Here is a 22,874-nt window from a genome sequence, read left to right on the forward strand (position 1 = left end):
CGCAGGACGCGGCCAAGATACGCCCCTCGTTTCTGCCACCGCCGTGGGCGCTCACCTCTGGCTTGCTGCCGTCGGTCAGGGGCGACCGTCCCCTCCGGCCTTGGGTCTGGCCTCTCTCTGGCCCGGGTCAGGCACCGGCGTGGAGGTAGGCGGCCCACAGGAAGGGGGCCTGGGTCCGGTCGTACTGGCCGGGCAGATCGTGGCCGTCGCGCAGGCCGCGCACGGCCTGGTGCAGGGCCCAGGCCGCGCGGCCGGTATCGAGGGCCCCGGCGGGGGTGCGCAGGTGGGTGTAGAAGGCGTCGGCGACCGTGACGGCGGTCTGGTCATCGATCTCCCATAGAGTGCCCACCACGTGGGGGAATCCGGCCAGCTGGAAGGCGGAGGTCAGGTGAATGGCCTCGTCGGCTAGGTCGGCCGTGTCGATGGCTGCGGTGCGGCAGGCCGACAGGTAGGCCAGCTGGGCGTGATCGAGGCGGACGGGGGCGAGGCTGGCGACGGTGAGTGGGTCGCTGGCGTGGTCGTGGAGCAGCAGCCGGCTCATTGAAGGGTCGGTGGGGTCGCTGGCGCCGTGGCAGGCGAAGTGCACGATCGAGCAGTCGGGCAGGTGATCCAGAACGTTGTCCTTCGTCGGCGTGTGGGCCGAGAAGCCGACGGCACCGCCGTTGGAGGGGTCAGGCTCCAGAAGCACGGTGGGTTCGGGGAGGTGCTGGTACAGCTTGGCTACTTCCGAGCCAACGTATGGCAGGCGGCCCTGATCAGGCAGACCGGGGGTGGTGGGCATCGCGATGACCAGCCCTCGGGCGGGCGCTGCCGGGACCGGGGTGTGTTGGCGGGCGTGGCGCAGGGCGCGGACGGTGGGAGTGTGGGAGGAGACGACCCGGTCCATGACGGTGCGCCGGTGCGGGTCGTCGGCCGGGTCGGTGTGATAGCCGGCGGCAGGCAAGGGCAGCAGTCCCAGCAGCCCGCCCGGCACCCACCACACCCGTGGCCAGTCAGCGGCTGACGGCGGCTGGCGGTGGTGGCCCAGCGCCTCCAGCACGGGCCCGGCGGCGGTATCCCACAACCACTGCAGGACTCTGGCCATGACGGCCTGCGCCTGGCGCCGCTGCTCTCTGCTCTCGCCCGAGGTGGCGGTGTGCAGCGCCTGCTGGAAGGAGGTGACCGTCTCGGCCAGGGCCTCGGCGGTGAGGTGGGGGAGCTCCACGTGGGTGATGCCGCCGGTGGTGAGCAGCAGGGCATCGCTACGGTAGGAGCTGATGTTGAACACCACGACCGGGCCCTGACCCGCCTCGCTGAGGAGTTCCTCGGCAGTGGGCGGGAGGGCAAACGAGGCGAACCCCTTCAGACTGCGGATCTCGGTCAGGGTCTGGGCGAAATCGCGGGCCAACTGGTGCCGGTCGCGCACGAGACGCTGCTGCCGCCCCCGGAGGGCGTCGATGTCCTCGTCCCCGCCAGCGGCCGGTGCGGAAGTGTCTGCGGGTTGGTCGAGCCGGTCGCGCAGGTGGACGAACCGCGCGGCCAGATCGGGGCGCTGCCCCCTCAGGTCGGTGAGATCGCTGCGGGCATCGAGCGCCTGGCTGAGCAGCACCGCCCGTCCCGCCTCCAGCAGCCGCAGCGCTCGGACCGCCCGCTCTTGGCGGGTCCCCCGGGGATCGGCCAGAGCCAGTGCGGCGGCATCGCCGGCCAGCCCGGCGAAGCTGCCGAGTGCATGCTGCTGATCGCCTCGCTCTAGCTGGCGCACGGCCACCTGGGGCAGCAGCCGCACCGCTGCCTCCGCCGCGTCCGCCGCCCGCCTCGCCTCAAACCGCGCGAGCAGCCCAGCTGCTGCCCACGCTGCCCGGATCCTGCCCGAAGGCGCCGCCGAGACCACCTCCCACGCCTCTTCGTAAGCGGACACCGCCCCGTCTAGGTCCGCCTGGTGCCCGGTGCGCTGGAACCGGGTGTGCAGCGCGTTCCCCAGCCCGGACAGGCGCCCCGCCCGTTGGGGGTGGTCTGCTGGGGTGCCCCGCACCGCGTCGCGATGACGGTCGATGGCCTCGTCCAGATCTGCTCGGTCCTCGGTGCGCTGGAACCGGAGCTGCAGCGCGTTTCCCAGATTCGACAGCATCGCCCGCCGTTCGGGGTGGTCTGCTGGGGTGGCCCGCACCGCGTCGCGATGACGGTCGATGGCCTCGTCCAGGCCCGCCTCATCCCCGGTGCGCCGGAACCGGTCCGCCAGCGCGAGCCCGAGAGTGGACAGGTACACCGGACGGCTGGGGTGGTCTGCGGGGGTGGCCCGCACCGCGTCTCGTCCGGTGGTGATGGCCGCGTCCAGGTCCGCCTCATCCCCGGTGCGCCGGAACCGGAGCTGCAGGGTGTTTCCCAGGTTGGACAGCATCGCCGGCCGGTCGGGGTGGTCTGCGGGAGTAGCCCGCACCGCGTCATGGTGACGGTCGATGGCCTCGTCCAGGTCTCCCCTGTCGCCGGTGCGCTCGAATCGGAGCTGCAGCGCGTTCGCCAGGTTGGTCAGGCGCCCAGCCCGGTCGGGGTGGTCTGCGGGAGTGGTGTGTACCGCGGCCTGGATGTGGTCGATTGCTTGGTCCTGGTCTGCCTGGTCCCCGCCATGCTCGAACCGGGTCGCCAGCGAGATTGCCAGGTTGGACAGCATCGCTGGCCGGTTGGGGTGGTCTGCGGGAGTGGCCTGCACCGCCTCTCGTCCGGTGGTGATGGCCGCGTCCAGGTCCGCCCTGTCCCCAGTGCGCCAGAAGCGCTCCCGCAGCGCGAGCCCCAGGTTGGAGAGGTATGTCGGCCGGCCGGGGTGGTCTGCAGGCGTGGACCGCACCGCGTCCTGATAGTGGTCGATGGCCTCGTCCAAGTCCGCTTGGTCCCCAGTGCGCCCGAAACGGTCCCGCAGCGCGTCCCCCAGGCTGGACAGCGGTATCGCCCGGTTGGGGTGATCGGCAGGGGCGGCCTGCACCGCATCCCGTCCGGTGGTGATGGCCGCGTCCAGGTCCGCCCCGTGCCCGGTGCGCCCGAACCGGAGCTGCAGCGCGAGCCCCAGGTTGGACAGGTACCACGACCGGCGGAGGTCGGTGGTGGGGGCGGCCTGCACGATGCGCTGCCACAGGTCCACGCCAGAGGAGAACAGAGCGGGGTCAGTAGAGACAAGCGCCTGCTGCAGCAGTTCGAGGGCGTGCGGTGCCGCCGCCTCGGCGAGCAGTGGCAGCAGGGGCTGGGGCAGGCCATCGGCATCCGCGAGGAAGCAGGGGGTGAACGCCTCCACCGCCGAGTCCAGGGCCGTATGGCATTGATTTTCGGGGAGCGCTTGGAACCGGAACCAGTGAATCCAGCCGAGCGTATGGCAGAGCTCGAAGTCGCCGGTGTTGTTTGGAAGGAGTTCGGCGAGCTGCTCAGCATCAGCGAGCGCTGGCGGTTCGAGCGCAAGGGAGAGATCGCCAGTCTCGCTGATCCGCTGTAGCCGGGCCCTCACCGCGGCCAGCCGTTCCTCACGCACCTTGGCCCTCCTCTGTCCGCCTTCGCCGTGTGATGGTATTCGCATTTCCTATGCAGCGAAGGGGAGTTGCTTCGATACGCTCGCCACGCCGAGGTCGGGCGCTACCGCACCGCACAGGAGCAGCAGGGCGGCTGCGGACCAATAACGCAACCAGCGGGGGGGGATCCATGGCCGATGGGCCCGAGAGAGAGGCGGGGGTCGTGGCGGAAAGGCTGGCAGCGGTCTGCGCGCATCTAGGCGAAATCCGCAGGGACCTGCAGGAGGGGCCGGGCGGGGACGACGCGCCCGTGGATCGGCTGCTGGCCGCCGCACGGGGCGGCGGGGACATAGCGGGCCCGCTGGCTGCACTGCATGCGGTCCTGCAGGCAGGCGGGGACCCGCAGGGGCTGGACGGCTACGCCGGCGCCGGGGCTGCCACCCGCGGCGTTCGGCCGGTCGGGATCAGCGATCGGCCAGCCGAGAGCGTGTACCTGTGCCCGACTGGCCGGTGCGCGCGCTACTGGTGGCCCCAGGCCACCGCCCCGGTGCCGCGCTGCGCGATCACCAGCGCCGTCCTGCGCTGGGAAAGGCTGTAGGTCGGTGGGCGGCCTGCTGTCGGAGCTGGGCAAGAAACTCGCCGAGCGGTGGCTGTCTCTGCTGGTCCTGCCCGGTGCCCTCTACCTGGCTGTCGCCGCAACCGCCACTGTCCTCGGTCACACCCATCCCTTCGACCTGCCCCGCCTCACCGGACAGATCACCGCCTGGGCCAACCACGCCGCCGCGGGCACGGTCGGCGGCCAAGTGGTGGTGCTGGCCGCGGTGTTGGCCGGCGCTGCCGCAGCGGGCCTGGCCGCCCAGACCCTGGGCTCCCTGACCGAACGGCTGGGCCTGGCGGCCGACTGGCCCACCTGGACACCCCCATTCCGCCACCTGGCTGCCTGGCGCACCGCCCGCCGCCGCCATCGCTGGAGGACCGCCGCTCGCACCTGGCACGACCACCGCGAGCGCGCCGCCCTCGCCCGGACTCGCGGCCAGCGGACCGATCCGGCCGCCCGGCACGCCGCCCACCAGGCCATGATCCGCATCGCCCTGGAGGAGCCCCAGCGGCCCACCTGGAGCGGGGACCGCATCAACGCCGCAGTCACCCGTCTTGAGCGCGACCTCCACCTCGACCTACTCGCCCTCTGGCCGCACCTATGGCTGACCCTGCCCGAGGAGACCCGCACCGAGATCACCACCGCCCGCCAAAACCTCACCCGTGCCACCACCCTGACCGCCTGGGCTCTGCTCTACCTCCCCCTCACCGTTTGGTGGTGGCCCGCCGCCCTCATCACCGCCATCCTCGCCCTCACCGGCAGGGCCCGAACCCACAACGCCACCGACACCTACGCCCTACTGCTGGAAGCCACCACCCGTCTCCACGCCCGCCATCTCGCCCACCACCTCGGCCTCACCCCCACAGACCTCACCGACCCCACCACCCCCGCCGGAGCCCTCACCCCAGAGACCGGCGACACCCTCACCCGCCACCTGACACCCAGCCCAGCCCCACCCCCACCGGCCACCGGATAACGGCCACCACCCGGCACAGCTGACCTGCTCCAGGGCGCGCCTTCGTCGCCCAGGCCATCGACTCCGGGCACACGGTGAGCCAGCCTGAGTCCGAGTCGTAGCCGACGGGGGCGAGGCGCCCGGCGAGGTCGGGGGCGATGGCTGCCCACCGCTCACGCAAAGAAGCGTCGGCGGCGGCCGGGAGCTCAGGCCCGGTCCGCCATCAGCCCGGCCAGCACGGCGACGAACCCGCTGGGCTCTCGCCTGTCCCGCTTCACGGCGGTCGCACGTCCCGCTTCACGGCGGCGGGGCGGCGGCGCGGGGCGCGGGCCTCGCCGCCGTTTTCTTCGCGGCCAGGCGGGCCTGCCGCAGGGCGACCCGGGCGAGGTCGACGCCGGAAGGCTCCGGGGGCCGTCGCCGCCGGTGGTCTGCTCGGTCACGTCGGGCTCCTACCGGTGTCCGCAGGTCATCAGCAAGCTGCGGAAGCCACTCTCAAGCTGGAAGGAACGGCGTACCAGGCGCTCGCCGTAGACGCGCTCCGCGCCCCGCGTCCCATGGCGTCGACGGCCGGTGCACCGAAATCGTCCAGGCCCGGCCCCGGCAGGCCGCCCGGCTCGAAGAACCGACACCCCGCCACCCCGCCACGACGTCGGCCGGGTCCTCGCCAAAGGCCAGTCCTACAGCCGCCCACCCACCACAGAAACGGGACCAAACCTCGACGCACAGGATGAAGTGCAGCCTCAGCGCAGGGGAAACTGTGCAAGGCGCTGGTCCCATTCCTCCGCTGCCCGCATCAGCTCGGCTCGGTCTGTCTCGACCTCGATCACGTACTGATACAGGTCCAGGTTCTCGTCGTGCTGCCGTCGCGGAGGCGCGGCTTCAAGCGAGAGGTGGATCCGCAGCACTCCCGTGCCGTCGCGCCAACGGACCTGGCTGAAGGCGAGCACCGGTTCGAGGAAGGAAAGGTCCGGGACGAGGTGCCCTTCACAGTCCGGCTTCGCGTCCGGCCTCCTCCCGTCTGCAACGGCACGCAGCCATGCGGACAACTCACGAGCCTCGTCCACCAGCAAACACGAGTCCGTGAAGGACCAGCCGGCCGCCGGAGTGGTGACTTCGGCTCCAATGATGAGCCAGTTGTCGTCCCAGCGGTCACCACTGGCCGCTGGAAACTGGTAACGGAGCGGCCGCAGGTCGATGCCGCCTGCTCGATCGGTAAGTCGCACTGCCGAAGGATGCCATGCCCCCAGGACCCGCCGGACGTTAAACGACAAGCCGTCCGCCCTGCGGCGGCGAGATCCACGGCTTGGGGACGGGCTTGCGCATCGCTCGGTCCGAGCGCGGTCGGCCGAGCACCTCGACCGGCAGCCCGTCGAGCAGGTAGGCCATGCGCGGGGCGTCGTATCCGGCGTCGAAGACGATCAGGATGTCCGCGTCGCCGCTGCGCACAGCCCGCAGCAGATCAGGTCCTCCACGACGCGGCGGACCTGGACGGCGGTGACCTCGGCGACGTCGTCCTCCGGGCCTAGACGGACGGCATCGAGGAGCTGGTACCAGGAGGTGCGGCCTGTCGCCAGGGCGGCGACGAACGAGTACGGCCAGCCCGGGATCACCAGGTGCTGGTCGCGGCCTCGGCCGTAGGTGTGGCAGAACAGCCGCTCCGCGCTGGTGGGGGCATCCGGCCGCAGCCAGTTGCTGACGTCGACGGCCAGGACGAGCCGGTTGTCGGCCGCCTTCGGCTGCGGCAGCGCGGCACGGGTCCGCCGCAGCCGTTCGGCGTCGACGCGGCCGCGGTTGAGCGCGTCGTACAGTGCGCCGTGACCACGGCGGTGCTCGGGCAGCATGTCAGGTCCACCGGGCCGTCCGCACACAACAAGGCGTCGGTGAGCTCGAACAGTTCGTCACGCCGGGCGGTCAGGCACGCGTAGAAGTCATCCCGGAAGTGTGACGCCAAGTGAATGGCTCCCGCCGGACATCGTGATGCATCAGACTCATCCCTACGGCCTTCGTGCTGGTCAGGTGTGTCCTTAATCGGAGCACCGGATCAGCCGAAGGCCGCCTTCATGTCCGGCGATTACTCGTCCGGGCGATCATGTCCGGGGCATCGTTCGAAGCTGTCACGACCCTCTTTCCGCGGTCGCGGCGTTCCTGAAGTACGGTCGCGGCTCTGCTTGCCGTTCGGTTGGACGCCGAGGGGCTGTCATGCAGCACGGGTCGTTGTGTTCACCGTTTCTGAGCGGAAGCCGTGTCCGACCTCCGGTGCCAGACCGTGATAGTGGCGGAAGTTGTAGATGAGCGGGCTCCAGAGAGCGGGGTCGATGTGGTGCGTGCCCGGCACGACGATGCGTTCGTCGGCGTGGACGCGCAGCACATCGCACTCGACGCTGAAGAAGAGACCCGCCCCGCCCGGCGTCAGTGCACGGGCCCGTGCCTCAAACTGCAGCGCGCACTCGGCGACCCGCGGCGGCTTCACGATGTGGGAGTCGGCCGGGGTGAGCCCGGACGCGGAGAACTTGTCGGGCTCGTACCGGTACACCGCCTGCTTGCTCTCGGGCACCGGGTCGACCCCGGTGAGCGGAGCCAGGCGCTCCACCTGCTCCCACAGCTCCGGCGAGGCAACGTTGATCACCAGCTCGGAGCGCGCCGCAAGGTTGCGCGCGGTCTGACTCTCACTGCCCAGGCCCAGGACGATGTGCTGTCCCAGCGCCCAGGCGGAGGAGATCGGGGCAAGGTTGAACGTGCCGTCATCGTTCTCGGTGGTCAGCAGGACCACGGGCGTGCCGAAGTAGAGGATGCTCGGCCGGACCACTCGGTGGGCGTCAGTCGTCATGCCTCAAACGCTAGGGGCGGGACGTTTCGATGTGCGTCGAAGCATCGGCTGACGACAATGGCGCTGTGATCAGCCCCGATATCTACGCCAAGGAACCGGACCTCGCCGCCCTGGGGGCGCTGCTGGCCGACCGCACCCGCGCCGCCTTCTGCCTCGCGCTGCTCGACGGCCGCGCATGGACAGCGACGGAACTGGCACAGCTCGCGGGGATCGCACGGTCCACAGCGACCAGCCACCTGAACCGGCTGGTGACCGGCGGCCTGCTGGCCGAGGAGCGCAAGGGCCGGCACCGCTATGTGCGCCTGGCGGACCCCGCCATCGCCGAGATGATCGAAGCCCTTGCCGCCCGGGCACCGCAACAGCTCGTCCCGGTCCGCTCGCTCGTTGCCGCCCGCCAGCACCGTGCCGTGGCCTTCGCCCGCATCTGCTACGACCATCTCGGCGGCTCCTTGTCCGTGGCGATCACCGACGCGATGACCGAACAGGGATTTTTGGACTGGGAGTTCGGCCCGGTCCTCACTCCCTCGGGCGCCGCATGGCTCACGGACACGGGCATCACCCAGGAAACGGCACCACACGTACGCACGTGCCTGGACTGGACGGAGCGGCGCTTGCATCTGGCGGGCGCGGTCGCCGCAGCCGTATTCCACCATGCGGTTCAGGAGTCCTGGCTCGTGCCGGCCGGAGGCTCCCGCGTCGTGCGGCTGACGGACCAGGGGCGCGACGCCTTCCGACGGCACCTGGCCTGACTGACGAGGCACTCACGCCTCGCTGAGCTTTGTTCTTCATGTCCGGCGATGACCCGTCCGGGCGATCATCTTCGGGGCATCGTTCGAAGCCGGAGCATAAAGAACAAGCTGAACTTGTCGTTTAACGTCAGACATGGAACGCAGGTCGAACTTCTGCGGTCAGTCGTCTTCGGCTTGGAGGAGCAACGCGAAGTGCGTGCCGTTCGTGCCGGCGACCAGCAGATCGAACGTGACTGGCGTCAGGCCGTTCACCCACGTCTCTTCACGGTTCGACCACCAGATGGCTTCGGGCCCCAGCGCGGCGACGATCTCGACGGCAGTCTTCCGCGCGACGCTGGGGTTCATGAGGGTTTTGGGGGACCACGCGAGACTCACCGCGGCGGTCTCGGCCAGTAACTCCACCGCGTCATCGTGGGTTTCGAGGGGGAAGATCGACAGGTCGACCATCTGTAGATACCCCATCGACCGGACGGGCCGACCTTGGGTGTAGTAGGCGAACAGGTCACCGGCTTCCTCGTCCACGACCCGTTCGACGAACGCGCAGATCGCGTCGACGAACTCCGGCATGTCCGCACCCGGCGCCGTAAACGTCCCCGACGAGGCAAAAACGTGGCGCGGGTGCGTCAGCGAAGCGAGAAGCTGCTCAAGACGGCTGGCTATGTCGGACACAGCACCAGTGTGCCCTCTTACTAGCTGTGCTTACTGAGGTTGTAGGCGTGGTGTCGTCAGTGGGAGTCCGGTGGCGACGAGGAATCCGTCGATGATGTGGCTGCGGTACGGGATCTGTCGGCGGCGTGTCGTAGCCGGCGCGTGAGGCCCCTCGCCCTCGCGGAGGGAAGGCGGCTTGCCAGGGCGAGCCCACGTCGAGCACCTCCCAGATGGCACCACCCACCGCACTGGAGGTGCGGATCGCCAACCAGAAATCCGGCGCAGCACCTGTCTTTCGGAGACCGGCGCCTGGCTACACGGAGTGGGCGACTCCGGCATAGGACATGCCCAGCGTCGCGGTGAGCTGCTTGATGTCAATCTCGGCGGCGAGTGTGAGCGGCCGTGTCGAACGCAGGAGGTGGGGCAACAGGCCGACGGGGGCCAGGCTGTCGCGGACGTTGCGGCGCCCGCCGGATCGGTGGTGGTTCTGGTCAGGCGGGTCACCAGCGGGTCGTGCGCGGCCAGAAGGCGGAGGCGTACCTGCTCCGGGTCGCTGAGCAGCACCAGGGCATGGATACGGGCAGGTGGCCTACCAGCGGGAGAAGGCGTCCCCGCGGATCAGGGGCGATTATGCGCCCAGGCACCACACCCAGCTCGCCATGGCCGCGCTGGAAGCATCCCGCCCGAGGCGATCCACGCCCACGGCTGGCCGGGCTGGCTCCTGCCGGTGTTGTGACCGCGTAGGTTCGCCGGGTTAAGGCATGGCCCTGCCCCGAGGGCACGGAGCACTCGTGTAGGGGAACCCTTGCGACGGTGACGTGCAGGTGTCACCGCGAGTCAGGTGGCACCTGCCGTCGGGAGAGGGTCAGCCTGCGCCGCTCTCGGTCGACGTCCGTGACGACGACCGTCACCTCGTCGCCGGCCTCAACGACGTCCGATGGAGTCGCTACGGGCGTCGAGGTGAGCTCATGAAGACGGACCAGTCCCTCAATGCCGTCGGCAACCTGGACGAAGACGCCGAACGAGACCAGTTTGGTGACCTTTCCCTGCAGCGTTTGGCCAACCGCGACGCTGTGGGCGAATGTCTGGAAGGGGTCCGGCTGTGTCGCTTTCAGGGACAGCCTGGCCTCTCCGTTCCATGTGTCGAACTGGAGGAACTCGCACGAGACGCGCTGCCCGACCTGAACGACGTCCGAGACTGCTTCGATGTGCCGCCAGGACAGTTCGGGAATCGTGATGAACCCGACGCCGGGGAAGACCGGATGGTCGGGGCCGTCATCCAGCGCCACGAACACCCCGAACCGTTCGATGGCCGTGATCGTGCCGGAAAGGATCTCGCCCCGGTGACGTGCCTTCAGGAAGGCCCATAGTTCCGGGCTCTGGGTGGCGGTCATAGCCAGCCGGGCGTGGCCCTCATCCAGATCAATGGCGATCACCTCGGCGGTGATCCGCTGGCCGACCTTCACGGCCGTAGACTGATTCCAACTCCAGGAGATGTCCAAAGGCCAGACGGTCCCCAGCGGGCGTGCGGAGAATCCGTCCAGGGTGACCGTCACCCCTTGAGACCGTGTGACCTCTGCGACAGTCCCGCTGCAGAGGTCTCCGATGCGGATTCGTGCCAGGAATTCCCGAGGATCCTGATCGCCCGACGCTGCCCCCATGCCGTCCAGCCTCTCATGGAGAGCTGCGCGCTGGCTTGGCGAGTGTGTGGTCATGCCGCGGCCTTGACGGCGGGCAGCGCCGACCGGCTTCAGCGCGGCCAGCGTGTTCCCGGCACCCCCGGACACCATGGTGCGGTAGTAGGTGGCCGGCAGCCGGCCGAAGTAGCCAGTGAGTAGGTGGGGCACCAGACGACGGGGCGGCGTTTCGGCACGTCGTCCAATGGGCGAGCGAGGTTTCAGCGGCGCAGAGCCCCGGCTGCGGGTCCGTGAACAAGGTCTACCGCTGGGCAGGCTTGGGGTCGACATGGATCACCGCGGTCGGGGCACTCGCAGGGCACCGTGCAGGTAAGGCCGAGGATCGGCCAGCTCCTGATCCCCGTCCTCCCGGCAATGCAGTTCACGGAATGAATCGTTCGCTCACCCGCATCACTGAGGCCTTCCTATCCGCCCCCTCCCCGACCAAGATGAAATGCAGTCGACGCGGCCGGACCAGCCGCGGCGGTCAAGCGCTATGCCGCGCTAACCAGGAAGGTCGTCAGGCGATATCCCCGGATGACGGGGATCGTCTGGCCACAACGGTAGGGAAGACATGAGTACGAAGATCGTGCAGTGGAGCCGACGCGGCGGCATCATGGCGGGCGCTGTCGCGCTGACCATTCTGGGGGCGGGGCCCGCGTCGGCAGCCGGCCCTCACTACACCCTCTTCACGTCAGACGACAACCCCGGCGGCGCCGTCGAGTTCTTCACCGACGGCGACATGGTTCGGCTCACCGACACTCAGGCGGACGGCAAGGATGTCGAGGTCGATGTGTGGGACGTGACCCCGGAGCCCGACGTGTACAAGTTCGGGTTCTACAACCGCCACGGCCACCGGGAACAGCCGGTGGTGAGCGATGCGAGCGACGGCGCGCCGTACGACCTCGCAGAGGGGCACTGCATCAAGTTCCGTATCCGTCTTGTCGACGACGGGAGCTCCACGGTGGTGCCCGGCTCGACGAACTGGGGACGGTTCCGCAACGGCAGTTACGAAAACTGCTGACGAGGAGACAAGAAACGGAGCGCCCGGCCACAGGGGCAGGCCAGCACACCACGCTCGAAGGTTTGTCGGACGCCTTCCCAACCCCTCTTGGCCGTCGGCGCCGCGGATACGAGCAGGCACGGAGTCGAACCGAGGCGAGCCACCACGCCGCCCGGCCGTGATCACGACGGACATAGGCCGCTGCCTCTGCTCCACCGCCCGGTGCAGCTTGGTTGACAGCCCGCAGGCCAGCGCCCAAGCCCGTGGTCGGCCGACGGCACCTGAGGGGTGCTTCACCAGCACGTCCAGGATGCAGTTGACGCCCGCGGCGACACCCCTCCGCGCCCCCGGCCGGGCAGCGCGAGTTCGCTGCGCCTGCCCGGGTGCGCGATCGTCGTCATCGGTTTGCGGCTCGTGCTCAGACCAAGGTGGAGATGCAGAACGGGTGACCAGCGGGGTCCAGCAGGACCCGCCACCGGTCGGGGTCCGGCTGGAATTCGGGCTTGACCGCCCCCAGGGCGAGGAGCCGGGCCTGGGCGGCATCCAAGTCATCGACACCCAGTTCGATGTGGGCCTGCTTTTCCTGGGATGGGTCCGGCCAGGTGGGACGGCGATAGTCGGCCAACCGGTTGAATCCCAGTCCGGCTGTGCCCTCCTGGCCCAGCAGGACGAAGTGGTCGGTGGAGAAGGCGGTGGGCAGGCCGAGGACCTCGCCGTAGAAGCGGGCCAGTTCGGCGGGGTCCGGGCAGTCGAAGGTGACGGCCGAGTAGCGGAACGTGGGAGCGGAGGTGTTATCCGTGTTCATGGAGAAGACGCTACGGCGGGACCAGGACAGATTCGGTCCTGGTCATGTGGAACACTTCACCATGTGATCAGCGCATCCGCCCGCCTGCTGAGATTGGTCTCCCTGCTGGTCGCCCGGCCGTTGTGGACCTGCGCTGAGCTGGCCGACCGGATGGCGGTCACCGAGCGCACGGTGCGGCGGGACATCGCCAAGCTCCGGGAACTCGGCTACGCCGTCGAGTCCGAGCCTGGGCCATGGGGTGGTTATCGCCTCCGTGCCGGATCCCGGGTGCCGCCGCTGATCCTCGATGACGAAGAGGCACTCGCCGTGGCTGTCGGGCTGCGCGAGGCGGCGCTGAGCGGTGCTCTCGGCGGCGACCAGGCCGCACTGTCGGCGCTGCTGAAACTGCGACAGGTTCTGCCGCAGCGGATCGCGGACCGGCTGGGGGAGATGGACGCCGCCTTCGTGCACACCCCCAGACCCGACGAGCCGCAGATCACACCCGGCACGCTGCTGGAACTGGCCGCCGCATGCCGCCAGGGTGAGCGCGCCCGCCTGTCGTACCGCGACTGGGAAGGAAGGGCCACGATCCGGGATGTCGACCCGTACCGCCTCGTCCACACCGGACGCCGGTGGTACTTCGTCGCCCGGGACGTGGCGCAGGGCCAATGGCGGACCTTCCGGGCCGACAGGGTCGACCGACTACAGCCGACCGGGCACCCGGTGGAACTCATCGACCCGCCCGACCCGGCGCTGCTCGTCTCCCGCTCCGTCGCCACCGGCCCCTACCCGCTCACTGCGACCATCCGCCTCCCGGTTTCCCTGGACCAAGCACTGCGGCTGATCCCATCGACAGTCGGTACCCACCGTGCCGAAGGCCCCGACGCCACGATCGTCGACGTCGGCGGTCCCGACGCGGACGGGCTCGCCAGGTACCTCCTCAGCCTGGCCACACCCCTGCGAGTCCTCTCACCGGAGGCTGTACGGCAAGCCCTGCTGCGCCGCACCCGGGAACTCTTCGAGGACAACGCGCATGGTGAGCCCCGGTAGCGACGCTGCGTGAGAACGAGCTCGGAGCCCACATGACGAGAACAACAAGCTACTGATCGAAGTTCCTTCCCTGACGGCCGGACCTAGTCACAGCGAACCGCGAGGTCATCGGGCCCAGGCCGCTTCTTCTGGATCACCTTGCTGACCCCGGCGACCATGGATGCAGGAGCTGGTGCCTGCACGCCGACCTGCTTCTGCCCGCCGGAACGCACGGTGACTACCGGTGCGACAACCGCGCGCTGGACGGTGTGCCGGAGGAGCTGACCGCCGCCGTGGGACCCGCTGGCCACGGCTGGACGGACGCCCATTCCACCGAGCGCCCCGTCATCGTTCGGCTCGACCAGCATGCGACCGGCCTGGTAACCCCGCCGCCCGGGGCGAGCGTCAGTACACCGGTCACCATCCTCAAGCTGATCAGCCTCGGCTACACCGTCTACGGAGCAGCCCGCCGCACCGACCGCCTGCAGAAGCTCGCCGAACGCGGCCTCCGCCCGCTAGCGATGGACATCACCGACGACGACTCCATGCGCAGCGGAGTCGACCGCGTCATCTTCGAGACCGGCCGCATCGACGTCCTGGTCAACAACGCCGGATACGGCTCGTACGGCGCCCTGGAGGACGTCTCGCAGCACGAGGCCCGCCGCCAGTTCGAGGTCAACGTCTTCGGCGCCGTCCGCCTGACCCAGATCGCCCTGCCTCACATGCGGCCCGGCGCAGCGGGACGGTCGTCAACATCACTTCGATGGGCGAGAAGATCTACACCTCGGTGCGCACCCGGTGCGCCTGACGATCGTGTAGTGCGCACCGGGGACGACGGTGGTGCGCCCCGCGCGCATCGGGTGCCCACCACACACCGGGCGGTGCATCGCGCCGCGCGCATCGTGCACCGCACCAGGCATCACGGTGCGCGCCACCGCATCGCACCCAGGTGCGCGGCTCGCGGCGGCGGACCCGTATCACACACCTCTCTGTCCGCGACCTGATCGACGGCCGAAACCAGGGCTTGCGGGCACAGGCTCAAGCGGGCGGCGTGTCCGGGGACCACACGCCCACCCTCATACCCGACAAAGGCGGTGCGGGGAATGTCGGGTGATCGGGGCCGGTGTCGCCGCACGATGGGGGCATGGATGACACGACCTTGGTATCCCGTTTCCTCCACGACGGCTTCGTGAAGTTGGAGGGTGCCGTCGCGCCGCGCGTGGCCGCGGACTGCGCGCGGCTGCTGTGGCGAGAGACGGGCTGCGACCCGGACGACCCGTCAACGTGGACGCAGCCCGTGCACTGGGTGGGCGGCATGGCGCAGGGGCCGTTCGCCGCCGCGCCCAACTCCCCATCTCTGCATCGCGCCTACGACCTGCTCGTCGGCGAGGGACGCTGGGAGCCGAGCTACTCGCTGGGCACGTTCCCCCTGCGCTTCCCGCACGAGGAGGAGCCGGACGACGCGGGCTGGCACATCGAGGGGAGCTATCTGCCGGAGGGCGAGAGCTGGTACTTCACGAATCTGCGCTCCCAGGGCCGGGCGCTGCTGATGCTGTTCCTGTTCAGCGAGGTCGGTGAGGAGGACGCCCCGACCCGGATCCGGGTCGGCTCACATCTCGACGTGCCGAAGGTGCTGGAGAAGTACGGGGAGGACGGGGCGAGCGGGCTGACCCTCGCCCCCGATCTGGTGGCGGCCTCCGACCACCGGCCACTCGCCCTCGCCACCGGGTCCCCGGGCGACGTCTTCCTGTGCCATCCGTTCCTGGTACACACGGCACAACCGCACCACGGGGTGCGGCCGCGCTTTATGGCCCAGCCGCCGCTGATGCCGGCCGCGCCGCACGAACTGGAGCGGGCCGACGGCGCGTACTCACCCGTGGAGATCGCGATCCGCCGGGGCCTGGGACAGGACACCCCCGGTCCGGATGGGAACGGCAACGACCACAGCGCCGGGTAGACATGCTTCACGACGATCGCTGGCAAGGTGGTCGTAGAGAGGAGCGGCGATCGCCGAGGCCGCGCTGTCCGTCGGTGCGTTCCAGCACGTACCGACCCAGCGTCTGGACGACGGTGCCAAGCAGGATCAGGGCGCTGAGCAGGCCCAGCACCGCGGTGATCGACTCGTCGTTCTCCAACGCGTCGACCATGGCCGTGGTGACGAGCGGCTGGGCCAGGGTCATCGCCGACCCGAGCAGACCGAGCAGACCACCCAGCGTGATGAGCGCGCGGTGCGGCCGGATGTGGATGCTCAGCGCCCGCCACGTCTCCCGTGCGCTGAGCTTGGGATCGGTGGGCGGGCCGGTGGGCTTCGGGGTGGTCGATGCGTCCCACGCGTGGGTCACTGGGGCCTCCGGGCGGACGTGACAGCGTCGCTCGACAACTGCGCGCGGACGGCGGGCAGCATTTCGGTGGCGAGCCGCCGAAGGTTGCGGAGCGCATCGTCGAGGGTCGGCGACCTGCTCCACCTGGAAGAGGGCACGCGAGCAGCCCGATGTGCGGAGGTGATGGAGCACGTTCCGGACACGGGTGTCGACGTCGCCCACCGCCTGGGTCTCCAGAAGGGCGTTCGGCGGCCGCATGGATCAGGGACTCGCCCTGGTGTTCCGCCTCCTGGTCCGCCACGGCCGGCTTCCCTTCCGGCACCGAGGCCGGTACTGGGCGCCGGAGGAGACACCGGGCCCGTTCGACCATCAGATCAAGCGCCCGCGACGGAGAGTCGGTGATGTGGGCGAAAAGGAGGAAGGCGTGTCGCTAGCCGTCGGCCGGACGACCCGCGTCGGCGGCCAACTTGGCATGCAGGGCTATCATCTCGACCTTGGCTTCGGCGTTCTCGTCGAAGAACAGCAGCATGGGCAGCCCACTGGAGGCGGCGTCTTCGATCGTCGCCGGAGATCCGGCGGCGATGTACACCGGCGGCCCCGACCGGGTGAGAGGGGCGAGGGTCGGGGTGACCGCGGGGAACGCGTACGCCTCAGAGGAGGCACTCACCTCTCCGGCCCAGGCCGCGTGGATCAGGTCGAGGGCTTCCGCCGGTCCTCGCCGCCAGTCGCCGATTCCGCGTCCGATGACCTCGTACTCGGTGGTGCTGTGTCCGCGTCCGACCCCCAGCACGGAGCGGCCGCCGGAGAGCTGGTCGAGGAGCGCCGCCTGTTCGGCGACGTGGATCGGATGGTGCAGCGGGAGGAGGGTGACCGCGGTCCCCACCGTGCTGCGCTTGGTGTGGCCGAGCAGGAAGGCGGCCAGTGCCAAGGCGGAAGAGCCGATCGCCGCATCGCCGAGATGATGCTCGGTGACCCACAGCTCGTCCAGCCCCAGAGCCTCCGCACGGGTGGCCAGCGTGAGAGTGTCGCGGAACACGTCACCGTCCGTCCGACCCGGGCTTCGATGGGTGCCGAGCAGGATTCCGAAGCAGGCATCGTCTGCGAGGGTCACGATGGGGAGCCTGCCTCCCACTTGAGCGCGGGCGCGCGGTGGCGCCTGCACCGCACGGACAGGATGATGCGATGCCGACGGATGTCGTCGGACTCTCCGACGGGTTCCCCGTCGCCCTCCACCCAGGCATGGGCCAGGAACGGATTCGTGCGGATCCCGGTACACCAGTCCGGCCAGGTGCCGGCGAGCCGGCACAACAGTGCCGTGGCGACGGAGCGCTGCAGGCAACCCTGGCCGGCACAGGTCACGCTGACCGCGACGACGGCATGGCGAGCGTCGCGGATATCCAGCGGGAGTTGGGCGAGCGGGTCGCGACCGCCGCGGCGCACGAGGACCCCTGGGAGCAGTCGCGCGCGGGCGGCCGGGCCTTCCTGGCCGCCGACGTCCGACCCCGCCGTACGGCGAATCATGCTGGTGGACGCGGTGACGGAGCTCGGCGGGGACGAGTGGCGGGCGATGGACGAGGAGTCGTCCGCCCACCACCTCACCGAGGCCCTGACCTCTCTGGTGACGGCCGGGATCATCGCCGACCAGCCGGCGGAGCCCCTGGCCCGGCTTCTGCCGGGCGCGATGAACGAGGCCGCACCGTGGCTGGCCCGCAGCGGCCAGCCGGAGGCGCTGGAGGACCAGACCGTCCGCGCGCTGGACCGGCTGCTGGCCGGCCTGCGCACGGAAGCGGGGTCCAAGAGCGGGTGCGCAGTCGACCGAGATCGTGAGACTGGGGCCCTTACAGTCTCCGCGTGTTGCTGAACGTCGACCGGCCGCCTTTCACACCCCGCGCCTCGCAACGTCTCCGCAGTGCTCGGTGCCACGGCTCCGCGGCTCCGCGGCTGATCCCGTGCCAGAATCGACAAGCACCGTGCACGGATGGTCAAGGACTTCGACCGTGCCTCTCAGCATCCTCGTGCATGGGCATTCGCCGATCTCCAGCGAGTGCCCTCAACGGCCGAGACAGCGATACGCACTGTTCAGCCCGTGGAACCGGTGAGCCGCCCAGCAGCGCCGCCGCCGGTACGGGCGCGGTCGTCATGCCGTCGGCAGCGGCGGGGAGCGTGCACATCAGGGAAACGCAGGTGTTCATACGGCGGCCACCCGGGCACCATACTCGGTGCCACGGAGTGCGCCGGACCAGACGGGGGTTGGGGTCATGTTCGTAAAGGAGTTCCGCACCCAGGCGGAAACGGAGGAGGATCGGTTCGCCCAATGGCTGGACTTCACCTCACAGTCGGTGAAGAGAGTCGGGCGGCCCGCAGACCGAGCGGCGGGCTTCCACGCTTCGGTGCGGGTGCTGGACCTGGGCAACGGCGTGGGAGTGGCCTCGGCTTCCATTCCTTCCATGCAAGAGGAGCGGACACCGAAGGCCATCCGACAGTCCGACCCGGAGGCATACCTCTTCGACTTCGTGGTCAGCGGCCGCTGCGGGTACTCCCATGCCGGGCGAGAGTCGGTGCTCAGGCCGGGAAACCTCCTCATGTGTGACAGCAGCCGCCCGTTCCGTTACAGCTCATCGCAGACCACGTCGGGCATCGCGCTCCATGTGTCCCACGGCCTGCTGCCCCTCCCTCCGAGCGCCATCGAATCGCTCCTGGCCGTTCCCATCTCCACCCACCGCGGGTTGGCGGCGCTGTTCGTCCGCTGGCTGGCCGACATCATCGGCCGCGCCGAGGAATTCACCCCGGCCGACATGTCCACCCTGACCACGACCATCGTGGATCTGCTCGGCGCGGTGCTGGCCGCGCAGACGGCCTCCGGTCACGCGCTGACACCGGAGTCTCACCAACGCGCCCTGCAACTCCAGATCCGCGAGTTCATCCGACATCACCTCGGTGACCCGAGTCTCTCGCCCAAGACCGTCGCCGCGGCTCACAACATCTCCTTGCGCCAGCTGCACAAGGTGTTCGATGAAGGGGACTCGACGGTGGCGGCGTGGATACGCCGCTGCCGCCTGGAACGCTGCCGCCATGAGCTGGCCAACCCCCGCTGCTCGTCCCACCTCGTCCATGTCATCGGCGGCCGTTGGGGATTCGCCGACCCGGCGCACTTCAGCCGTGCGTTCCGGGCGGCGTACGGCATGTCCCCCACGGAGTACCGAGATTCGGCCTTGCGGCGGGTCCGGCGGAACTCCTGATCGCCCCGTGGCCCGTGCCACACACACCCCGAGCCATCCCCACCATCAGCTGGCCGCACACCCTCGGCGAACGGGACGATGTCGGGCCCCTTCCGCCCCGACGGGTACAGCGCGGAGAAGCGGATCTGCGCCCACCGTCCAGCAGTCACCAGCCACAGCGCTCCGTCTCGAGAGTGGAGCCCACCGTCCGCTGATGCACACGGGAATGGAGCCCACTGATCACGCTGCCGTCTGCCCGGCGACACGGCCGCTGCGTCCAGCGGATATCGTGGGATCACCATGATCACGACTGGGGGAGGACGCGTGACGAGCGCGAAGGATGACGACGCGAAGTTCCTGGATCGGGCCGAGCGGCAGCAGCTGGTGGGCGGGCTACTGCTCACCATCGCGGCCGGCCTGTGGCTCTGGTTCGCCTGGCTCCTGGCCGTGCCGTACGAGGTCGATGACAACAAGTGCGAGGCGTTGCTCTTCGCCGAACCCCGCTGGGAGAGCTGCGAGGAAGCCCGCCCGTGGTGGGAGATGCTCGCCATCCTCGGGGTGTCCGTGCCCGTCGCGATCGTGGGCACGGCCCTGTGTGTCGCCGGCCACACCAACGTGGCGATCAGCCGCCACTGGCGGTCGGCCGCGTCCTTGGAGGCCGAGGCGGGCAAGGATAAGTCCGCTCAGGAAGACTGAGACGCTGAATCTCGCGGCCTAGTCTTGCTCGTCATGGTCACCCCGGCCGCCGTCGCCGACCGGAACGCTGCCAAGGAAGTCCTCTTCCGGCTCGATCTGATGCACCCGAGATCGCGACCGTCTGGCCGACTCCAACTATGCAACAGCCCCGGGCCGTCTCCACCCCGATGCCAGCCACCGCCTGACCACGACCGACAGCATTCTCAGCGCTGATGCTCTCGGGGTGCTACCGCGTCACGCGGGCGATCGTCCCGGCCAACGGCCCCAGGTCACACAGCTCAGGCTGAGCTTCTTCCTCGCCGTCGGCGTCCGGCTCGCTGTCCGTCACCCTTCCTTCCTCAAGGGTGTCCGGTGGGTCACCGTCAGCCGCGCGGAAGCAGCGCCGGGGCCAGCTCTCGCCACTGCGGCATCGGCATCGCCGCCGGGTCGGCGGTCAGCACCTGCAGGCAGACGTGGTCGGCGCCGGCGTCGAGATGGTGCTGGACGCGTTCACGCACCGCGTCGATGTCCCCGTAGGCGGTGATGGCGTCGACCAGCCGTCTGCTCGGGCCGCCGATGATGTCGTCGTCGCCGAAGCCGAGGCGACGCACGTTCGCCTCCTGGTGGGGTGCCGAGGAGACGTACCCGGCGACGTGCGCGGTGGCCAGTTCGCGGGCCCGCGCGCGGTCGGTGTCCAGGACCACGGCCTGCTCGACGCCGAGGAAGGCGTCCGGGCCCATGATCTCGCGGGCCCGGGCGGTGTGTTCGACCGACACGAAGTACGGGTGGGCGCCCCAGGTGCGTTCGCCGGCGAGCCGCAGCATCTTGGGGCCCAGTGCGGCCAGTACCCGGCGCGGCGTCGGGTCGGGGACGGGGCTGTGGGCCGGGACCGCGTCCATCGCGTCCAGATATCCGCGCATGGTGGTCACCGCCCTGCCCCGGGCCGGCATCGGGTAGCCGTCGTGGTGGTGGATCGTGTCGTCGACCCGGTGTCCGCCCAGTCCCAGCAGATAGCGGCCGGGGAACGCCTCGCCGAGGGTGCGCTCGGCGGTCGCCATGGCGATCGGATCCCGGAAGGCGATGTTGGCGATTCCCGAGGCGATCACGATGCGCCGGGTCGCCGACAGCAACAGCCAGCCCTGCCCCACGGTGTCGCGTCCGAACGCCTCCCCGTACCAGATGGCTCCGTAGCCCAACTCCTCGATCTCCGCGGCGGCTTCGCGGACCCGCCTGGCGGGCTGCCCTTCGAAGGCGAAGGTCCAGATCCCGACCCGGCCCAGCGCACCCCGTGTGTCGCGCGTCATCACATGCTCCCTGGACAGAACGTACCGGAGAACCTCTCCGTTTTCACTTCGATACAATACGGAGAAGCTCTCCGCTTGGCTACCCCGGCCCGCCGCGATGCGAGCGGTGGGAGAGGAGGACACGATGACGCCCGCGCACAGCCGGCCCGGGCCCGAGGTGCCGCGCCGCTCGGACGCGCGCCGCAATCGCGAGCGCCTGGTCGACGCCGCCCGTGCGGTCTTCGCCGAGTCCGGCCCCGAGGCGTCGCTCAATGAGATCGCCCAGCGCGCGGGCGTCGGGCCCGGCACCCTCTACCGGAACTTCCCCAACCGCCGGGCCCTGCTGGCGGCGGTGCTCAGGGACCGGATCGACACGCTGTGCGAGCATGCCGAGCGACTGCTGACAGCCGACTCCGCCGACCGGGCGCTCGCCGAGTGGCTGCACGCCTTCCTGGAGCACGCCCGGGTCAACCAAGGGCTGGCCGGTTCCCTGCTGCTCGACGAACCGGAGGCGCTGGGCGTGGACTGCCATCGGCTGATCGAGGACGCGGCCGCCGCACTGCTCGTCCGGGCTCAGCGCTCGGGGACCGCCCGAGGCGATCTGGCCCCCGGTGACCTCATCCAACTGGTGGTGGGGGTCGCGCTGGCCACGGTGCGCGTCGAGGATGCCGCCCAGCCCGGCCGACTGCTCGGGCTGGTCCTCGACGCGGTGCACGCGGGACCACGTCCCGCGGGCGGCTGAGCGGCTGACGGGCCGTCACCGGCCTGGCCGGTCGGGGCGGTAGGGGCGGCCGGCGCTTCGGAATCTCCGGCGTCCTGCGGTTACCAGCGCAGTTCCCACGGCGACCCGCCGGAGCGCCCCCATGAGATGCGCCTGGTTCGGGGCCATCGCCACGTGCGGGTGGCTTTGTTGACGCCTTCCGAGAGCGGCTGTGCAGCGTGTCGGGAGGCGATCCCTCCGGGAACGGATTCGTTCTCCACGAGAACGGACAGCACCCTGCCAAGGTGCCGCAGCGGGTTCGAACGTCGATCGCCTGTCGTGGCATGAGGCCGACGCCCCCGCGGGTTGTTCCCGCGAGGGCGCTTGTGCCGCCGCTCAGCTCAGCCGGATGGTGGCATAGGCATCGATCGCGTCACGCTGGTACGCGGCCAGGCCCGGGGTGATCGCCTCGTACGCGGCGCGCCAGACGTCATTGCCGACGCGAGAGCGTCCGATGGCGCGGCACTCCTCGGCGGAGACGGCACGCATCCGGGCCAGCGCTCGGTACTGGGCCTCGATCTCGGCCAGGACCGGCTCCCCGTCGGCCGGTTGACCCGCGGCCATGGGTTCGCCAGCCGAATCGCCTGGGCCGTGCGCTCACGATGCCCGGCGTCTGCGTCGGCCTGGCTCATCTCGGCAGCGCGCCGCCCGACCCCTTCGGCGAGTCCGGGGAATTCGCGCATGTTCTCCGCGACATGGGAGGGCGTCACGCCCTCGAACAGGTTCTCCGGTCGATTGATGGTCATGGAGTGGCCGTCCTTCCTGGACTGCTCCAGTGCGGCGATCGTGCGGGAGACGGTGCCGGCCAGGGCGTCGAGCCGGTCCCGCTCCGCGAGCAGCCGCTGGTGGTGGCCCCGCAGGGCGTCGGGTGCGTCGTC

At 69.9% G+C, this 22,874-nt stretch carries 20 protein-coding genes and 2 pseudogenes; 10 read left to right on the forward strand and 12 right to left on the reverse strand.

What is annotated here, in order from left to right; translation table 11 throughout:
• Positions 1 to 127: 127 nt before the first annotated feature.
• Entirely contained in the window at positions 128 to 3,262 is a 3,135-nt protein-coding gene (locus tag CD790_RS22530) for a CHAT domain-containing protein (protein ID WP_186319180.1), read from the reverse strand.
• Positions 3,263 to 4,072: 810 nt separating this feature from the next.
• On the opposite strand from CD790_RS22530, the gene CD790_RS22535 reads away from it, so the two are divergent.
• Entirely contained in the window at positions 4,073 to 5,044 is a 972-nt protein-coding gene (locus tag CD790_RS22535) for a hypothetical protein (RefSeq protein WP_144385136.1), read from the forward strand.
• A 719-nt stretch (positions 5,045 to 5,763) separates the two neighbouring features.
• On the opposite strand, the gene CD790_RS22550 is transcribed toward CD790_RS22535, so the two are convergent.
• From CD790_RS22550 to CD790_RS22560, 3 genes and pseudogenes are all read right to left on the reverse strand, one after another.
• Positions 5,764 to 6,246, reverse strand: a complete 483-nt coding sequence (locus tag CD790_RS22550) for a hypothetical protein (RefSeq protein ID WP_144385137.1) — start codon at positions 6,244 to 6,246, stop codon at positions 5,764 to 5,766.
• A gap of 82 nt (positions 6,247 to 6,328) precedes the next feature.
• A pseudogene (locus tag CD790_RS22555) lies at positions 6,329 to 7,015 on the reverse strand (transposase); the annotation flags it as partial.
• A 205-nt stretch (positions 7,016 to 7,220) separates the two neighbouring features.
• Entirely contained in the window at positions 7,221 to 7,850 is a 630-nt protein-coding gene (locus CD790_RS22560; protein WP_144385138.1) for a flavin reductase family protein, read from the reverse strand.
• 29 nt (positions 7,851 to 7,879) lie between these two features.
• On the opposite strand from CD790_RS22560, the gene CD790_RS22565 reads away from it, so the two are divergent.
• Positions 7,880 to 8,599 carry a helix-turn-helix transcriptional regulator gene (locus CD790_RS22565; RefSeq protein WP_144385139.1) on the forward strand — a complete coding sequence of 240 codons (720 nt, stop codon included), beginning with the start codon at positions 7,880 to 7,882 and terminating at the stop codon, positions 8,597 to 8,599.
• A gap of 159 nt (positions 8,600 to 8,758) precedes the next feature.
• Here the strand turns inward: CD790_RS22565 and CD790_RS22570 are convergent, their stop codons facing one another.
• Together CD790_RS22570 and CD790_RS22580 are read right to left on the reverse strand one after the other, a co-directional pair.
• The gene (locus CD790_RS22570; protein WP_144385140.1) at positions 8,759 to 9,268 is read right to left on the reverse strand and encodes a hypothetical protein; all 510 of its coding nucleotides are present in this window, start codon (positions 9,266 to 9,268) and stop codon (positions 8,759 to 8,761) included.
• A gap of 806 nt (positions 9,269 to 10,074) precedes the next feature.
• On the reverse strand, positions 10,075 to 11,094 hold the full coding sequence (locus tag CD790_RS22580) for a S1 RNA-binding domain-containing protein (protein ID WP_313956528.1): 1,020 nt from the start codon (positions 11,092 to 11,094) through the stop codon (positions 10,075 to 10,077).
• Positions 11,095 to 11,497: 403 nt separating this feature from the next.
• On the opposite strand from CD790_RS22580, the gene CD790_RS22585 reads away from it, so the two are divergent.
• The gene (locus CD790_RS22585; RefSeq protein WP_144385141.1) at positions 11,498 to 11,947 is read left to right on the forward strand and encodes a hypothetical protein; all 450 of its coding nucleotides are present in this window, start codon (positions 11,498 to 11,500) and stop codon (positions 11,945 to 11,947) included.
• 397 nt (positions 11,948 to 12,344) lie between these two features.
• Here the strand turns inward: CD790_RS22585 and CD790_RS22590 are convergent, their stop codons facing one another.
• A complete protein-coding gene (locus CD790_RS22590; protein ID WP_144385142.1) occupies positions 12,345 to 12,731 on the reverse strand; it encodes a VOC family protein in 387 nt (128 codons plus the stop codon).
• A 63-nt stretch (positions 12,732 to 12,794) separates the two neighbouring features.
• Here CD790_RS22590 and CD790_RS22595 point away from each other — a divergent pair, with 63 nt between their 5' ends.
• The 3 genes from CD790_RS22595 to CD790_RS22605 all read left to right on the forward strand — a co-directional run bounded on the left by CD790_RS22595 (position 12,795) and on the right by CD790_RS22605 (position 15,696).
• Positions 12,795 to 13,760 (forward strand): YafY family protein, encoded by a 966-nt coding sequence (locus CD790_RS22595; RefSeq protein ID WP_144385143.1) that lies wholly within the window; start codon positions 12,795 to 12,797, stop codon positions 13,758 to 13,760.
• Positions 13,761 to 14,032: 272 nt separating this feature from the next.
• Positions 14,033 to 14,743: an SDR family NAD(P)-dependent oxidoreductase gene (locus tag CD790_RS36095; RefSeq protein WP_260867798.1), complete on the forward strand. Its 711-nt coding sequence runs from the start codon at positions 14,033 to 14,035 to the stop codon at positions 14,741 to 14,743.
• Positions 14,744 to 14,883: 140 nt separating this feature from the next.
• The gene (locus CD790_RS22605) at positions 14,884 to 15,696 is read left to right on the forward strand and encodes a phytanoyl-CoA dioxygenase family protein (RefSeq protein ID WP_144385144.1); all 813 of its coding nucleotides are present in this window, start codon (positions 14,884 to 14,886) and stop codon (positions 15,694 to 15,696) included.
• 7 nt (positions 15,697 to 15,703) lie between these two features.
• Here the strand turns inward: CD790_RS22605 and CD790_RS22610 are convergent, their stop codons facing one another.
• The 3 genes from CD790_RS22610 to CD790_RS22620 all read right to left on the reverse strand — a co-directional run bounded on the left by CD790_RS22610 (position 15,704) and on the right by CD790_RS22620 (position 17,581).
• Entirely contained in the window at positions 15,704 to 16,081 is a 378-nt protein-coding gene (locus tag CD790_RS22610) for an ABC transporter ATP-binding protein (RefSeq protein ID WP_144385145.1), read from the reverse strand.
• A gap of 409 nt (positions 16,082 to 16,490) precedes the next feature.
• Positions 16,491 to 17,171, reverse strand: a complete 681-nt coding sequence (locus CD790_RS22615) for an LLM class flavin-dependent oxidoreductase (protein ID WP_186319181.1) — start codon at positions 17,169 to 17,171, stop codon at positions 16,491 to 16,493.
• Positions 17,168 to 17,581 carry a lasso peptide biosynthesis B2 protein gene (locus CD790_RS22620; RefSeq protein WP_144385147.1) on the reverse strand — a complete coding sequence of 138 codons (414 nt, stop codon included), beginning with the start codon at positions 17,579 to 17,581 and terminating at the stop codon, positions 17,168 to 17,170. The genes CD790_RS22615 and CD790_RS22620 overlap by 4 nt, the downstream gene beginning before the upstream one ends.
• 4 nt (positions 17,582 to 17,585) lie before the next feature.
• On the opposite strand from CD790_RS22620, the gene CD790_RS22625 reads away from it, so the two are divergent.
• The 3 genes from CD790_RS22625 to CD790_RS22635 all read left to right on the forward strand — a co-directional run bounded on the left by CD790_RS22625 (position 17,586) and on the right by CD790_RS22635 (position 19,974).
• A complete protein-coding gene (locus tag CD790_RS22625; RefSeq protein ID WP_144385148.1) occupies positions 17,586 to 17,921 on the forward strand; it encodes a hypothetical protein in 336 nt (111 codons plus the stop codon).
• Positions 17,922 to 18,318: 397 nt separating this feature from the next.
• The gene (locus CD790_RS22630; protein WP_144385149.1) at positions 18,319 to 19,299 is read left to right on the forward strand and encodes a helix-turn-helix domain-containing protein; all 981 of its coding nucleotides are present in this window, start codon (positions 18,319 to 18,321) and stop codon (positions 19,297 to 19,299) included.
• Positions 19,300 to 19,602: 303 nt separating this feature from the next.
• Positions 19,603 to 19,974 carry a hypothetical protein gene (locus CD790_RS22635; RefSeq protein WP_144385150.1) on the forward strand — a complete coding sequence of 124 codons (372 nt, stop codon included), beginning with the start codon at positions 19,603 to 19,605 and terminating at the stop codon, positions 19,972 to 19,974.
• Between the two features lie 362 nt (positions 19,975 to 20,336).
• On the opposite strand, the gene CD790_RS22640 is transcribed toward CD790_RS22635, so the two are convergent.
• Entirely contained in the window at positions 20,337 to 21,257 is a 921-nt protein-coding gene (locus CD790_RS22640) for a TIGR03620 family F420-dependent LLM class oxidoreductase (RefSeq protein ID WP_144385151.1), read from the reverse strand.
• 124 nt (positions 21,258 to 21,381) lie between these two features.
• Between CD790_RS22640 and CD790_RS22645 the strand changes: the two genes are divergently transcribed.
• Positions 21,382 to 21,978, forward strand: coding sequence for a TetR/AcrR family transcriptional regulator (locus CD790_RS22645; RefSeq protein WP_144385152.1), 597 nt, complete (start codon positions 21,382 to 21,384; stop codon positions 21,976 to 21,978).
• A 354-nt stretch (positions 21,979 to 22,332) separates the two neighbouring features.
• On the opposite strand, the pseudogene CD790_RS22650 reads toward CD790_RS22645, so the two are convergent.
• Positions 22,333 to 22,871, reverse strand: a pseudogene (locus CD790_RS22650) (TipAS antibiotic-recognition domain-containing protein); the annotation flags it as partial.
• Positions 22,872 to 22,874: the final 3 nt, after the last annotated feature.

Origin of the sequence: Streptomyces sp. SAJ15, from assembly GCF_007595705.1 — a bacterium.
GTDB lineage: Bacteria > Actinomycetota > Actinomycetes > Streptomycetales > Streptomycetaceae > Streptomyces.

Bases quoted from the DNA above. Each gene is read 5' to 3' on its own strand.
- CD790_RS22585 (WP_144385141.1), top strand. From the start codon at position 11,498: ATGAGTACGAAGATCGTGCAGTGGAGCCGACGCGGCGGCATCATGGCG.
- CD790_RS22565 (WP_144385139.1), top strand. From the start codon at position 7,880: ATGTGCGTCGAAGCATCGGCTGACGACAATGGCGCTGTGATCAGCCCC.
- CD790_RS22630 (WP_144385149.1), top strand. From the start codon at position 18,319: ATGTTCGTAAAGGAGTTCCGCACCCAGGCGGAAACGGAGGAGGATCGG.
- CD790_RS22645 (WP_144385152.1), top strand. From the start codon at position 21,382: ATGACGCCCGCGCACAGCCGGCCCGGGCCCGAGGTGCCGCGCCGCTCG.
- CD790_RS22620 (WP_144385147.1), bottom strand. From the start codon at position 17,581: ATGATTCGCCGTACGGCGGGGTCGGACGTCGGCGGCCAGGAAGGCCCG.
- CD790_RS22560 (WP_144385138.1), bottom strand. From the start codon at position 7,850: ATGACGACTGACGCCCACCGAGTGGTCCGGCCGAGCATCCTCTACTTC.
- CD790_RS22605 (WP_144385144.1), top strand. From the start codon at position 14,884: ATGGATGACACGACCTTGGTATCCCGTTTCCTCCACGACGGCTTCGTG.
- CD790_RS22590 (WP_144385142.1), bottom strand. From the start codon at position 12,731: ATGAACACGGATAACACCTCCGCTCCCACGTTCCGCTACTCGGCCGTC.
- CD790_RS22640 (WP_144385151.1), bottom strand. From the start codon at position 21,257: ATGACGCGCGACACACGGGGTGCGCTGGGCCGGGTCGGGATCTGGACC.